General features: G+C 58.8%; 9 protein-coding genes and 1 pseudogene. 4 read left to right on the top strand and 6 right to left on the bottom strand.

The window, feature by feature from the left end:
* Window positions 1–195: 195 nt before the first annotated feature.
* The 3 genes from ABIB95_RS40615 to ABIB95_RS40605 all read right to left on the bottom strand — a co-directional run bounded on the left by ABIB95_RS40615 (window position 196) and on the right by ABIB95_RS40605 (window position 5,656).
* Window positions 196–717: a DUF1993 domain-containing protein gene (locus ABIB95_RS40615; protein WP_354116570.1), complete on the bottom strand. Its 522-nt coding sequence runs from the start codon at window positions 715–717 to the stop codon at window positions 196–198.
* Window positions 714–4,295: an indolepyruvate ferredoxin oxidoreductase family protein gene (locus tag ABIB95_RS40610; RefSeq protein WP_354121693.1), complete on the bottom strand. Its 3,582-nt coding sequence runs from the start codon at window positions 4,293–4,295 to the stop codon at window positions 714–716. Before ABIB95_RS40610 ends, ABIB95_RS40615 begins: the two co-directional genes overlap by 4 nt.
* A 188-nt stretch (window positions 4,296–4,483) precedes the next feature.
* Window positions 4,484–5,656 carry an alpha/beta hydrolase gene (locus ABIB95_RS40605; protein ID WP_354116568.1) on the bottom strand — a complete coding sequence of 391 codons (1,173 nt, stop codon included), beginning with the start codon at window positions 5,654–5,656 and terminating at the stop codon, window positions 4,484–4,486.
* A gap of 1,412 nt (window positions 5,657–7,068) precedes the next feature.
* Between ABIB95_RS40605 and ABIB95_RS40600 the strand changes: the two genes are divergently transcribed.
* Genes ABIB95_RS40600 through ABIB95_RS40590 form a run of 3 tightly spaced genes read left to right on the top strand, consistent with a single transcriptional unit; the run spans window position 7,069 to window position 9,766 of the window.
* Complete coding sequence (locus tag ABIB95_RS40600; RefSeq protein ID WP_354116567.1) at window positions 7,069–7,986, top strand: isocitrate lyase/PEP mutase family protein; 918 nt, start codon at window positions 7,069–7,071, stop codon at window positions 7,984–7,986.
* Window positions 7,983–8,951 carry a zinc-binding dehydrogenase gene (locus tag ABIB95_RS40595; RefSeq protein WP_354121692.1) on the top strand — a complete coding sequence of 323 codons (969 nt, stop codon included), beginning with the start codon at window positions 7,983–7,985 and terminating at the stop codon, window positions 8,949–8,951. The genes ABIB95_RS40600 and ABIB95_RS40595 overlap by 4 nt, the downstream gene beginning before the upstream one ends.
* Window positions 8,952–8,962: 11 nt before the next feature.
* A complete protein-coding gene (locus tag ABIB95_RS40590) occupies window positions 8,963–9,766 on the top strand; it encodes an SDR family NAD(P)-dependent oxidoreductase (protein WP_354116565.1) in 804 nt (267 codons plus the stop codon).
* A 25-nt stretch (window positions 9,767–9,791) separates the two neighbouring features.
* Here the strand turns inward: ABIB95_RS40590 and ABIB95_RS40585 are convergent, their stop codons facing one another.
* Window positions 9,792–10,850, bottom strand: coding sequence for a LacI family DNA-binding transcriptional regulator (locus tag ABIB95_RS40585; protein ID WP_247311596.1), 1,059 nt, complete (start codon window positions 10,848–10,850; stop codon window positions 9,792–9,794).
* 323 nt (window positions 10,851–11,173) lie between these two features.
* On the opposite strand from ABIB95_RS40585, the gene ABIB95_RS40580 reads away from it, so the two are divergent.
* On the top strand, window positions 11,174–12,409 hold the full coding sequence (locus ABIB95_RS40580) for an ABC transporter substrate-binding protein (protein WP_247311599.1): 1,236 nt from the start codon (window positions 11,174–11,176) through the stop codon (window positions 12,407–12,409).
* Window positions 12,410–13,006: 597 nt separating this feature from the next.
* On the opposite strand, the gene ABIB95_RS40575 is transcribed toward ABIB95_RS40580, so the two are convergent.
* Both ABIB95_RS40575 and ABIB95_RS40570 read right to left on the bottom strand, forming a co-directional pair.
* Window positions 13,007–13,570, bottom strand: a complete 564-nt coding sequence (locus ABIB95_RS40575) for an ABC transporter ATP-binding protein (protein ID WP_247309662.1) — start codon at window positions 13,568–13,570, stop codon at window positions 13,007–13,009.
* Window positions 13,567–13,871 (bottom strand): annotated as a pseudogene (locus ABIB95_RS40570) (hypothetical protein); the annotation flags it as partial. The gene ABIB95_RS40575 and the pseudogene ABIB95_RS40570, both read right to left, overlap by 4 nt.

The following is a 13,871-nucleotide window of genomic DNA, read 5'->3' as shown; positions in this document are numbered from 1 at the left end:
GTAGCGGACCATCCGCCATGCGCTTGCACCGGCGGCAACGTACAGACGCTTGCGGTCATGCGAGGCGCAATGCGGCCATTCCGGACTCCTCGGCTAGCCCCACCTCACCACAAATGAGCTTTGACTGACCCGATCCACTCCACCACCCTCGGAAGCAGATCTAGAGCTCGTCTCGGCTTGGAGACTGGAGCCCGCCTACACCCGGTGGCGCAGCTTGCCCAGGAAGTCGATCTTGCCGACAGCGACGCCCTGCGCCCGCAAAATGTCGTATGCGGTCGTCGAGTGAAAATAGAAATTGGGCTGCGAGAAGGACAAGAGGAAGTCCTCTACGAGAAAATTCAGTTTGTATGAACCGGCCTCGAATCGTAAATCGCGCCCCAGGAATCCGTTGACCTCGGCCCGGCTAAGGGCTGACAGCCGGTCAATGGCAGTGGCCACCTGATCGCGGAGCCCCGCAAAGCTATCTGGCCAGGGCGACCGATCGGGAAGGTAGGCCCCCATACGCGCTCCTTCCAACGCACCGATAGAATGCACAACGGTGGCCTTAACCTGATATCCTAACGGATACATGTCCGGTGCGAGACGAGTATCGATGAGCGTCATTGGCGCCAGTTGCTGTTTCGCGCAGTAAGCGTCAGCTTTGTCCAATAAACTCGAGACCGAATCCAATATCTGTAGCCAGGACGGCACCAACGCGTCGTAAAGAGTGAAGCTCATGAGAAGTCTGCCTGACCGACATTCGCCCGGTCTTTTCCGCGGCGCGCGGTCTCGAGATGTTTGTTTTCAGGCGACCACGCCATGCTTGTCGCGTTCTGCTCCGTCATGCCGCTCACGCATTTCGTTCGCAGTTCCAGGCGCGAAGCCGCGACCTCTTTTGCATACGTGTCCCGCACGTGTCCGTATCCCCGAATCTTCTCCGGGAGCGACGCCAAGGCGACGGCATCCGAGGCACTAACCACGCGTCGGGCCTGCGTCAGGAGGAAAGCGAGATCATCTTCGTAAGCCGCGAGCACCTCGCGTGCCAGCTTTCGCTCGGAGTTGTTGCGAAACGGGTCTAGCCAAGTGCCGCGCAAGCCCCGAAGCGATTGCAGCACGCGTAAAGCCGGAAATATCCAAGGACCTAACTCACGTTTCTGCAGAGCCCCTGTCACCGGATCGCGTTTCGCGAAAGGCCAGGCTCCCAGGTTTAGCCGTACCTGGTAGCCTCCCTCGAACTGATCTTCGATTTCCTTTCTGAAGGCTGGCGATGCGTAGATGCGCGCGACCTCAAACTCGTCCTTGTTCGCAAGCAGCTTGTAGTAATAGCGCGCAACGGCTCTGGCCAAGCGCCCCTCCGCACCGATAAGCTCATCGGCCTGCCTGACGCGCTCCACCATGGCCACATACCGTTCAGCCAAACCCTCGCCTTGATAAGCGACGAGTCGCCTGCGGCGATCGGCGACGATGTCCTCGAGCTGCTCCAGGGGGAGTTGGGCAAGCCGGATCACGCTCGCAACACCTGGCTTCGATCCGCTCGTCATATGACACTGGACGGCTCGGGGATCGACCGCCATGCGGCGTCCCCATTCGAAGCTGGTGCGATTGAAGTCTACCTGGACACCGTTCAACTCGATGGCGCGGAAGAGCGCGTCCAAGCCGACGGGAACACGACCGAGCTGCCATGCATAACCGAGCAAGAACATGTTCACCGCGATCGCATCTCCCATGAGCGCCGTTGCGATATCGCTAGCTTCCAGCGTCCGCACCCGTTCGCCGACCATGCCGCGCAGCCTTCCAGTCAAGCCATCAATGTCCGCTTGCCAGTCTGGCATCTTGGGAAACGCCGCCGTCGGCGCAAGCGTTGTATTCACGATAACGTAGCTGTCACCAGCTCTCAGCTTGCCGAGCGCCTCATCTCCTGATGCAACGATCAAATCACAGCCGATCAACAGGTCCGCTTCACCCACGCCAAGTCTCGCGCTGCGTAACTCCTCGCCTTGCGGCGCGAAACGCAAGTGCGACATCACCGCACCGTATTTCTGCGCAATGCCTGTGACGTCCAACACGCTGGATTGCCTTCCCTCAAGGCTTGCAGCCATACCTAGAATTGCACCGACAGTCACAATGCCGGTTCCACCAACGCCCGCGATGAGCACACCATATCCACCTGTGGTGTCGGGCAACGTTGGAAGTGGTAGCGCACTCCAACCGTCTTGCGACCGAAGGTCCGCCGCCTGTTTTTTCAGACGCCCTCCGCGCACTGTCACGAAACTTGGACAAAACCCCTCTACGCAGGAGAGATCCTTGTTGCAACTCGACTGATTGATCTTTCGCTTGCGGCCCAATTCGGTTTCGAGCGGTTCGATCGACATGCAATTGGACTTGACGCCGCAGTCGCCGCAGCCCTCGCACACCTCGGCATTGATCAAGGCACGCCGTGCGACATCCAACGACGGATTCCGCTTGCGCTGCCGCCGCAGCTCCGTTGCGCAAGCCTGGTCGTATATCAGTACCGAAACGCCGTCGAAGTCGCGCAGTTCGCGCTGGACCAGATCTAATTCGTTCCGTGGTCTGACAGGGGTTCTCGCCGGCAGCCTGATCGCGTCATAGCGTTTAACGTCGTCAGCCACCACGACCACCTTGGCTACCCCCTCGGCCAACACCATCTCGATGGCGCGCGTGACGGTCAATTCGCCGTCAATCTTCTGTCCTCCCGTCATGGACACATAGCCATTGAAGAGCAGCTTGTAGGTCATTCGTACCCCGGCAGCCACTGCCTGTCGGATTGCCAAGCTTCCCGAATGGAAGAACGTGCCATCCCCGATATTGACGAATACGTGCTGCTCGGCGGTGAAGCGCGACTGCCCGACCCAGAACATGCCTTCCGCGCCCATGTGCGTCACGGTCCCGGTGTTCTCGGGCCGGATCCACATGGCCATCCCGTGACAACCGATGCCGGGCATCGTCCGGCTGCCTTCGGGCACAACGGTCGACCGGTTGTGGGGACACCCAGAACAGAAGTTCGGCGTGCGCAGTAGCCCGGCAACGGCGGAGGACGTGACCGCCCCGTATCGAGTTTCATCGACGTCCGGCAATCCGACAAGCCCGGCGATGGTACGAGCGATGCTTATCGGCGTGAGCTCGCTCGCTATTGGCAGCAGAACAATCCCCGGCGGTGCGCGGCTCGCGTCCAACGGATCCGCCTTGCCCCACACTCGGACTCCCGAGCCTCGAAGGCTGCTCTGCAAGATGGCTTTGATCTGATCTTCCAGGAATGGCCGCTTCTCTTCGACGACGAGGATCTGGTCGAGCCCTTCCACGAACGTCTCAACGACGAGCGGGTCGACGGGCCAACTCATGCCGAACTTCAGCAGGCGGATGCCCGCGCCCTCGACCGCAGTGTCATCGAGCCCTAGCGCCGCAAGCGCGCTGCGTACATCAGTCCAGCTCTTGCCGGCGGACGCGATACCCAACCGGGGCTTCGCGGGGGCGAGCATGATCCTGTTCAATCCGTTCGCACGCGCGTAAGCGATCGCCGCTGGGAGCCGATGCTGGTAAAGCCGCGCCTCCATGTCGAGCGGGGGTTCGTTGGCGCGGATATGCAAACCACCGGGTGCCTGCGTCGGCAGCGGCGGCTGATTGGGTCGGACCCGGGAGAGCCCGACCTCTACCGTTGTCGTCGTCTCCACAACATCGGTCACCAGCTTGATAGCCACCCAGCAGCCGGCGTAGCGGCTCATGGCGATGCCATGCAGTCCGTAATCAAGGATCTCCTGCGTGTTGGACGGATAGAGTGTCGGTATGCCGGCGGCCTTCAGCTGCATGTCTGATTGTGCCGACCTCGACGACGACTTGGCGGCATGATCGTCGCCGACCAAAGCTATCACACCGCCGTTTGGGGAAGTGCCAGCCGTGTTGGCGTGCTGGAAGGCGTCCCCGCTGCGATCTACGCCGGGACTCTTGCCGTACCAAATGCCGAAGACTCCGTCGACCTTAGCTCCCGGGTAAAGATTGACGTATTGCGTGCCCCACACCGCGGTTGCCGCCAGATCCTCGTTAACGCCGGGCTGAAACTGAATATTGCAGTCCTCGAGTCTGGAAGCTATCCGCCAGAGTTCTTGATCGTAACCACCTAATGGCGAGCCACGGTAACCTGAGATGAAGCCGCCGGTGTTGAGCCCCAGCTCGCGATCGCGCCAGTGCTGCTCCAATGGCAGACGCGCCAACGCCTGGGTACCGGACAATGATACGTAACCTTCACGGAGGTCATACCGGTCTTCGAGGCTCTTCTGACGGGGCTTTTCTTCCAGTTCCATGACGTCATTCTTCGTTCGCATTGGCGACTCGGGTTACTGCCGAGGTCATTGGTTGCATCCAGTCATTTTGCGTGTGGACGTGCGCCTCGGTGACTTGGCGAAAGGAACGATCTTTCTGTCGCGCAGAGGACGCCGGCAAAAAGCCTCTTATCTACAGAGGAGATCCTCGTCACAGATTGCCGAAAGAGCTAAAGCAAATGGCGCGAAGTGAGCCAATCGCTGATTAGTCGTGTCGCCTCGGCAATCTGCTCCGGCTGATTTGCATAGTAATGTGTCGCTCCTCTGATCACGTGCATCGTCTTGTCCTTCGCGGTGGAGGCCTCGAAAATCCTCCTGGAGTGCGGTTGAGGTACGCCATCATCCGCGCTGCCCTCAATGACGAGAAGCGGGGCAGAAATGCCCGCAGCACAAACGAAACCATTGGCCCGAGAATCGTCCAGAGACCACTGGGAGAGCCAAGACCGCAATGTGCAGAACCGCGCGAGCCCGATAGGTCCGGAGTTGACCGTCTCGGGCTTTCCCATCAACAGCCCGCCTGGCTTGCGGTCGTTGGGATCCAAGGATGGGTCCAGAAATCGTGGATCTGCCCATGTTCGGTGAACGACAAAGCCGCGCTCGATTTCATCCGTGTTTCGGCTCTTGAGTTCTGCGAGCATCCCCTTCACCCAAGCCGTGATCCGCCGAATGCGCGCAAGCTGTGCCGCGCGATAGCGGGCGACATATTCGGGTGCATATGGCGGCTGGTTAGGGTTGCGATGGTCATAGATGTCGAGCTCGACATCGCGGTCATCGGGATTCACTTCATCGCGAACAGATGGATCAATCACCTCAGCAAGCATTAGCGCCCTACTCGCATGCGCCGACTGAAAAATTACCGCGTCCGCGGGAACGAGACCAGCAGCTATTATATCTACGGGGTCACCTGCCGGTGTATCGACGATGGTCGGTGACTCGGCTTGGGACTGGTAGAACAAGGACAATGATCCACCTCCACTCCATCCCAGAAGCACGACCCTCTCATATCCCCACTCCCTTTTGGCGTGCCGAACATAGGCGCCAAGATCGAGGACAACCTTCTCCATGATCAAGGCGGCATCATTCTTCGGATATTGGCTGGCAGCGCACAACACATGCATACCCGCTTTAGCAAGCGCTCGCGGCACCGGCAGCAGGTGCAGCGTGGAGCTCGGATGCATCAAGACCATCAACGTTTTGGAAGGCCGGTTCCTGGGCCGTATCAAGACTCCCTCAAGGTTGACCGTCCCTTGGCTACCCGCAAAACCATACGTCTCGGCAAACTTCAGACGTCCGTCGTAGGCAAGATGCACCCACTCGTTTTCAATATCCCGAACATCGTTCATGTCGCATCTCCTCTTGATCACGCGGATACCGCAGCCATGGACCGCGATTCCATTTGAATCTCGGCCACACAGTGATCCACGCACATCCCGCTGGTACACATCGCACGACAGCGAGGTTTATGAGCTGCCGTTGGCTCCCGCACCCGTGGAAGGTCGCGGGAGACGTCCTGCATTTCCGCACGCGATATTTGTCTGTGTCATCGGAATGGCCCGCCTAAAAGGCTCCGGGTCTTGCTGTCGAACCGCTCCAGCTTGCACCGCTTGAATGGATAGTGTTTGAGGCGACCTACCCAACGTGATGGTACGCGGCGTTCTTAGCCGGCGAAGTGATAAGCGAAGAGTATGCGACATTCCCATTGCGCCGACCCACAACAGCCTGAGCATCGTCGTACGCGAATTCGAATTAGCCGACCGCGGCATGTCGACAACGCCGCGAATGATCCGAGCGCTCGCGACATCGACGCTGAGCACGCAGTGCCGAGGCTGCGCCGATCGGTCGAGCTCGTAACCAGATTCTCCCTTGCCTTCGAAAAACAATTCAGATCCCGGCATATCGCGAGCTGCAAACTCCCACCCCTGAGCAAGAGCGCGGACGATGCGCCCCCAATTGGGCAGTCGCCACCTGGCCTCGTCCCGTCGGTCGGAACGCGCCCAGCTCTTCTCGCCATAAACGACGGTCATCGCCCCCCGCTCCCGACTTTGGCTGAGCGCGGTCGAATTTGCAGCGATGTAACGACTCCAGATCTCCGACCAACTAAGCGGCATCGTCTCCTGCACAATCTCGAACGTCTCGCATGGATGATTCCTGGCGAAACGTTCGCTTCTTTTGAACTGCAAGTTCGTTGCTCGGTGGCATCCGCAAAGCTGGATCAATCCGATCCCTCCTCGTCATGCCGGCGACTTCGCTTCCGGCCAACTTTCTTATTGCGCAAGCATCCGGAGCCACCTCCGGATGTTTGAATAACTGGCAGAGGTGCACCCACTTGCACGAGACGAGCCGGGCATCCATCGTCAGCCCCCTCCAAGAAATCAAATGGCCGCAGGGAAACCGCGGACCTCCTCCGCATAGCGATAACGGCGGGCTGAATGATCCGAACCAAACGCTTCGGACACCTCTGGATTGACCGATCGCCTCTTCATTGCTCATCTCCTCCATTTCCAACACACGCATCAAAACCGGCGCCAGACCCGCTTTACGCTTTACAGGTTCTATGCTATCGTTAGCGCAACGTCATCCTAAAGGGAAGGCAAAACTGACAGAATGGGAGGGAGATCATAGATCAATGGCATGTATAACGATTGCATGAGATTGCCGGCCCAACGGGGCATCGAGATCCAATTCCTTCCACCTTCACCGCGAGCGTTTCGTCTTGAAACGAGATGCCTCCTGCACCCATCTGCAAAAGTTGAGCATGCCGGCACGCCCCACTTTCCAAACGCTCCTTTCATCTGGAAGCCCCCTGGTGATGCCATGCGCGCACGACGCATTGTCCGCGCGATTGATCCAGCAAGCGGGATTCTCTGCGATGGCCATCGGGGGCTCTGGCGCACTGGCCGCACGCTATGGTTTGCCGGATCTGGGCATCGCTGGGCTGGCGGACATGTCGGCGATCACCCGTGACATTCTTGATGCTACTTCGATTGCCTGCATGGGCGATGGGGACGATGGCTATGGCGACATAAAGTCGGTCGCCCGCACAGTACAGGTTAACGAAGTGCTCGGTGTTGGCGCGCTGGTGCTGGAAGATCAGACGCGATCCGCAAAGCGTCCAGGACAGAACGCAGCCCTGGATGTCGTAAGCGACGATCAAATTGCAGCAAAATTGCGCATTGCGGTTGAAACACGCAGCAGCCGCGACTTCTGGATCATCGGGCGGACCGATGCCTACGGCGCGCACGGCATGGAGGCGGCGCTTCGTCGTGGAGAACTCTACCTGCGTTGCGGCGTCGACGGCCTCTTCATTGCAGGAGTGCGCAAAGCAGACGAGATCGAGCGCATCGGCCGCACTTTTCGGGGAACACCACTCTCCGTGGTTGTCTATGGTGGGGAAGGATGGCCCTCTCTGTCGGTATCGGAGTTGCACGCGCTCGGGTACACGCAGATTCTGTATCCGCTCGCGCTGCTGCTGCCAATGTGCACGGCACTTGTCGACGCTTTGGAAGACCTCAAGCGCGCCACGGAGCGTGGAGAAGCTCCACCCATCCGCACCGACGAAAAGCGTGCGCGAACGATATTTGCAAACGCCGTCAATCTTGATCACTGGATGTCTTTGGAGTCAGCCAAATACGACGGGCTCGATGCCGACAAATGCGAAGGGCCTCCGAGGTGAAGGGCCTGATCGTCGATACCAGTGCCTCGTTGCACCCGCGCTTGGTCCTTGCCGAGCTGCCCGCGCCACAAGTCGGAGACAATGAAGTCGTTGTGCGAGTGGAAATGGCTGGCTTCAATCGCGCGGATCTTGCGCTGACGGCCGATCACTATCCTCCCGAAACGATCGCTGGCAGTGAACTGGCCGGCGAAGTCGTGGAAGTTGGCCGCCACTGCGTCGGGTTCAAGATGGGGGATCGCGTGATGGCCTTGTCGCGAGGCTCCCACGCAGAATTCGCAGCTGTCGACTGTCGGCTTGCTGTCCCAATTCCCGAGGGAGTTTCCTGGCAGGTAGCGGCTGCGCTGCCCGCTTGGTACATGACGGCGCACGACGCGCTCTTCAACCAAGGAGAATTGCGCGCCGGAGAAACCGTTCTGATACAGGGCGTGACCTCTGGTGTAGGACAGGCTGCCGCCCAACTCGCCCGACTGGGCGGCGCGCGCACCGTTGTGGGCGTTGCCCGCTCCAATGCCAAGCTGCGGCAACTGGTGGACACAGTGGTCGACCTGGGCCTGCTCATGGAGACCGACTGGCCCGCCGAGGCGAGAAAAGCGACCGAGGGGCGAGGGGCCAATCTCGTCATCGATATGGTCGGCGGTGGAGCGCTCACCGGGAATCTTCAAAGCTTGGCAATAAGCGGTCGCCTTGTCACCGTCGGACGACTTGGGGGAAGCAGCGATACGCTCGACATCGGAATGCTTGCTTTCAAACGCGCCCGACTAATCGGCGTCACGTTCCGCTCGCGCAGCCTCGAGGACAAAGCTGCAATAGCTCGTTCGTTCGCCACCGACGTTCTACCGCATGTGATCGAGGGTCGGCTCATGCCGAGAATCGATCGAATCTTCCCGCTCAGTGCAGCTTCGGCTGCACAGACGCTAGTGCAACGCAACGAACATTTTGGAAAGGTATTGTTGGCAATCCGATGAATGGTCCCGACATGAAGACGGCCGCAGGAGCGGCGAAGATCAGGGCAGAAAGCGAGCCGACATTGAAGGGACGACTCCGAGGACGTCGCATCCTGATCACCGGCGGGGGCACGGGTATTGGTCGGGCGGTCGCCGAGGGCTGCGTAGCGGAGGGTGCCACGATCTGCGTGCTAGGGCGCAGAAAGGAACAACTCGAGCAAGTTCGAGCCTCGACCGGCGGATTTGCGATTAGTGTCGACCTGCGGGATGAAGCAATGACAACCCGCGCGATCGACGAATGCGCACAGCACATGGCCGGTATCGATGGGCTGGTGAACGCAGTCGGCGTCCTTGATGTCTGTACATTAGAGGAGAGTGATCTCGCACGCTGGAACGAAAGCATCGCGGCTAACCTGACGGCCCCCTTCCTTGCCTGCCGCGCGGCGCTGCGTCATTTGCGCCAAGCCGCAAACACCGGAGAAAGCTCGACCATCGTCAATATCGCCGCCCTTGCCGCACTGATGCCCGGTGTTAGCAGCGCAGGTTACTCCGCGGCGAAGGCCGGGCTGCTTCAATACAGCCGAACGATCGCCGCTGAGTTGGGACCTGCCATCCGCGTGAACAGCGTCTGTCCTGGAGCAGTTGATACTCCCATGATGAACGGATATCTGGCCATGCCCGAGGTAGATCGGGACAGGTTTATTTCCCGCTATGCGCTGGGTCGCCTGGCACGGGCCCAAGAAGTGGCGAACGTCGTGACCTTCCTGCTCAGCAGCGACGCGTCATGTGTCATTGGCAGCAATTTTGTCGTAGATGGAGGACGAGCTTATCGGTGACTGCAGAGGATCCGACGCCCTGACGTTATCGCGCGCTCTCGGGCTCTCCGTGACGTGCGCGTCGATTGATCTTATCAACGCTGATGCTGCCCGTGCTGCCCCTGACAACAAGTTTGCCTGGTGTAACTGAACCATAGGGAGAAGCTGCGCCGGCAGATGCACCCTGTTTCATCTGGTGAATGAGCCAGAGACCGCAGGCGGTTGTGATCTCCGCGTTTGGCACGGAGATCGTCGTCAGGCCCGGCCCCCACCATCGAAAGCCCGGCTCGTCGCTGAATCCCACCACCGACAACTGCTGGGGAATCTGAATGCCGCCATCCACGACTTCGTCGAGTATGCCGCGTGTGATTTGGAGGGAGCCCAGCACCAATCCCGTTGGGGGATGCTTCAGATCGAGCAACCGACGCAAGGCCTGGCGCCCAAATTCCGACGAAACGCCGGGTCCGAAGATCGTCAGCTCCTCATCGATTGGCAGGTTGTCCTGGGCCATTAGGAAACCCTCAAGGCGCTCCTGCCCAACGGTCACCGTACGCGGAGGGCCGATGTAGGCAATGCGCGAATGGCCCAGCTCTAGCAGATGCCGAGTGGCCATCCGAAGTGCTTGGACATTGTCGAAACAAAACCACTGATCGTACAGCAGCGAACTCCGACGGATCAGTTGCACGTAAGGTGTCTTCTTCAGCAGCCTGACAGACTCCGGGAGCGGCTTGACGCTGGGAACGATGACGATACCGGCGACCCCCGCGCTGCATAACTCGCGCAGATGGCGCAATTCCGCGGCGGGATCGTCGTTGGTTTCTGACAAGACCAACTGGTAGCCTGCGGCTTCCATGCACTTCGAGAGAGCATGAGCCCCGATGCTGTACTGGCTGTTCCCTAGGTCGGGGAGCATCAATCCTACAAGTTTGCTGGATGCTCCGCGCATCATTTGAGCTGCGCGATTGGCAACGTATCCCGCCCGGAAAGCCGCCTCCGTGACGCGCTGCCTCGTCGCTAGGCTGATCCTCGAATCGTTGGCAAGTGCACGACCGACCGTGGATACGGACAGTTGCAGTTCGTTGGCAAGGTCTTTGGCAGTGATCATAGCAATACTGAAGCGCCCCCCTTCTATCGATATCACAGGCCGGAGAGCCGTTCATAACGGCGGCCGCTATCATGGCCGAGGGAGCCACTTGCACGACCTCCCGCTCGGCAGAGTAAGTGCGGACCGCCGCGACCATCGTTAGATGCATCATATGCTTTCGTTTGCATCAATTGATAGTCGAAATCGTCTCCCACTGATCTCTTGAGGCCCCCCTTGCTGTGAAATCTCCAATTGCAATCCGCCGGCGGCGGCTTTAGTTGTATGCTAACGATAGCATACACAGATGACCCGATAAGAAAGAGGGTGAGCCCGCGGGGGCGGCTATGAATTCAGTTCAATTTCCGAGGGGAGGAAAAATCATTTCTGGAAAGACGCTTACAGCCACGTTGTTGTTCGTCCTAACGATAGGAGCCGCATTTGCCCAGAAGTACGATCCGGGCGCTTCTGATACCGAGATCAGGCTGGGGCAAACTATCCCCTATAGCGGCGCGGTTTCGGCTTCAGCAGCGGTCGGGCTGGCCTCAATTGCGTACTTCGACGACATCAACAAAAAAGGCGGTATTCATGGTCGTATGATCAGACTCCATTCTGTCGACGACGGATACAATCCACCAAAGACCGTAGAGCTTACACGTCGGCTCATCGAGAGCGACGAAGTATTAGCCGTGTATGGATCGCTCGGCACGCCCACGAACGCCGCAGTACAAAAATATCTAAATGCAAGAAGAATCCCGCAGCTTTTTATTGCGACTGGCGCCAGCCGATTCAACGATCCAAAGGCCTTTCCGTGGACGGTACCGCTGCTCCCGAACTTCGGGGCAGAGGGGCGCGCAACGGCTCGCTACGTGCTTTCTGCGATTCCAGATCCGAAGATTGCTGTCGTTTACCAGAATGACGACTTTGGAAAGGATTATTTAGCCGGCTTCAAGGCCGGCCTTGGCGAGAAGGCCGGGACACTAATCATAAGTGAACAAAGCTACGAGGTAACCGCGCCGACGATCCAATCCCAGATTGTCGCTGCGAAAGCATCCGGTGCAAACGTATTCTATTTCGTAGGGACGCAAAAGTTCGGCGCTATGCAGATCCGCCTGCGCCATGAGATTGGCTGGAAACCAGTGTCTCTCACATGTAGCATTTCTTCTGGGCTGGAGACCGTGCTTAAGCCCGCCGGCCTTGAACAGTCTGAAGGCCTAATCTCTACGGCCTACAGCAAGGATCCAGCAGATCGCAGGTGGGAGAATGATGACGATGTCAGGGGATATCTAGCTTGGGCCAAGGAGTATCTTCCGCAGAAAGACCCGAACAGCGACAGCATCCTGGTTGGTTACCTTGCGTCATATCTAATGGCGCACGTTCTCGAAAAAGCCGGATCGACGCTAACACACGAAAACCTGCTGGAAATCAGCTCCCATCTAACTCAAGTAAAAGTGCCAATGCTGCTTCCCGGCATCACGGTAACGACCACGCCGGACAACTACAGTGTGATCAACAAATTCCAATTGCAGAAGTTCGAGTCAGGACGCTGGGTGCCGTTTGGTGACCTCGTGAGTGGGGAATAGCGGGCCATCAGGCCCTTTCTTTTGCACAGACAACCGGGACCAGCTCTTCCCAAGGCTTGTTGCCGACCTTCCACAGAGCACGATTCGTCCGCGAGGCGCCATGTTGTTGACCGCTGCTTGCAGAATTTCTCCACCGACATTGTCGTAATAGACATAGACATGGCCGCTGCACCCGCTCAAGCTTTTCTATCGGCCTTGCTGCAAGTCTTGTCGTTGACGTCTTCGAAGACGGACGGAAATCACACGAAGTGATTCAATGCCCCATCTCGATAATAGATTGATAAATCGACGGCGGACGCTTCCGAGGTGCGCTCAGCGTGAGTCGAAAGCCGGAAGCATTGAAGAATGCGTGAAACTGCGACAGCAGCGACGAGTTGCCAGGCCCCCCTGCTGCCGCGGGCATACAACTGCCAAGCGACCGAGCATTTCGCACGTCCACAATTGCCGGCGGCAGCTGTAACTGCGTCAGAGTCCTCTGGATGCTGAGCAGGCAGACGATCAACTACCAGCGCCCACCCTGAAGACAAATCCCCGCGGCCGCAAATCGCACAACCCAAAATAGTCTCATTTCTTTTTCATGACCTTGGCAGTTGGTCGTCATGGATAACCGGTCGCGGCAAGCCGGCCGATGAGAGCAAACAATTCGCGCGCGACAGGCGGCGCAAGACCGGCAGACGGCTCGTCGAGCAGGATCAAACTCGGCTCGGAGACGAACGTGACCGCAAGCGCCAATGCCTGCCGTTGGCCGCCGCTAAGCAGTCCGGCTTTTCTTTCCCGCAATGTTTCGAGTATCGGAAACCATTCCCACACCTGATTGATCTCGCGCGGCGTACGACCCCGTGCGCGCGCCAGCCGCTGTCCCAGAACGAGGTTCTGTGTCACCGTCAACGAGGCAGGCAGCCTCCCGCCTTCACGAAGCAGCGTGAGACCCTTCAGCGCTCTTTCCGAAGCTCGCAAGCCGGCGATAGACAGATCGCCCAGCCGAATCTCGCCGCTGCAGTGGTCGTGAAGGCCAGCGATCGACCTGAGCAGAGTTGTCTTACCGGCCCCATTGTGACCGAGAATTCCAACGACGCGGCCTTTCTCGACCGTAAGACTAATATCGTCCAGAGCGAGAGCCTGGCCGTACCAAGCCGACATGTGCGCCACCGCAAGGTTCATGATGCTGCCCGCACCGGAGTTGGAGTCGGATCATGTCGGAGATATGCCGCCAGGCTGGCGGGAAGCCGTTCCTTCAGATCGGCGCGGCAGGTCACCTGACCGTTTTCCAACAGCAACAGTCTGTCGCAGACCCTGAGAACGAATGGCACATTGTGTTCGACGACAAGGATGGTGATGCCTCGTGCGGCGATTTCTTTCAGCCGGTCGCCTAGCCCGGATATCTCACACGGATCGAGCGCATCGAGGCGCCGAATCAGCGAAAGTTGTTTTGCGAGAACGACTTTGAGATGATTCGAGAGGC

It is taken from the genome of Bradyrhizobium sp. LA2.1 (assembly GCF_040547725.1).
Classification (GTDB): domain Bacteria; phylum Pseudomonadota; class Alphaproteobacteria; order Rhizobiales; family Xanthobacteraceae; genus Bradyrhizobium; species Bradyrhizobium barranii.
This window is presented reverse-complemented; position numbering and strand designations above follow the sequence as displayed.

What these genes read in the sequence shown, in the direction of transcription:
- ABIB95_RS40615 (WP_354116570.1), bottom strand. Translation starts at nt 717, where the DNA reads ATGAGCTTCACTCTTTACGACGCGTTGGTGCCGTCCTGGCTACAGATA.
- ABIB95_RS40610 (WP_354121693.1), bottom strand. Translation starts at nt 4,295, where the DNA reads ATGGAACTGGAAGAAAAGCCCCGTCAGAAGAGCCTCGAAGACCGGTAT.
- ABIB95_RS40605 (WP_354116568.1), bottom strand. Translation starts at nt 5,656, where the DNA reads ATGAACGATGTTCGGGATATTGAAAACGAGTGGGTGCATCTTGCCTAC.
- ABIB95_RS40600 (WP_354116567.1), top strand. Translation starts at nt 7,069, where the DNA reads ATGCCGGCACGCCCCACTTTCCAAACGCTCCTTTCATCTGGAAGCCCC.
- ABIB95_RS40590 (WP_354116565.1), top strand. Translation starts at nt 8,963, where the DNA reads ATGAAGACGGCCGCAGGAGCGGCGAAGATCAGGGCAGAAAGCGAGCCG.
- ABIB95_RS40585 (WP_247311596.1), bottom strand. Translation starts at nt 10,850, where the DNA reads ATGATCACTGCCAAAGACCTTGCCAACGAACTGCAACTGTCCGTATCC.
- ABIB95_RS40580 (WP_247311599.1), top strand. Translation starts at nt 11,174, where the DNA reads ATGAATTCAGTTCAATTTCCGAGGGGAGGAAAAATCATTTCTGGAAAG.
- ABIB95_RS40575 (WP_247309662.1), bottom strand. Translation starts at nt 13,570, where the DNA reads ATGAACCTTGCGGTGGCGCACATGTCGGCTTGGTACGGCCAGGCTCTC.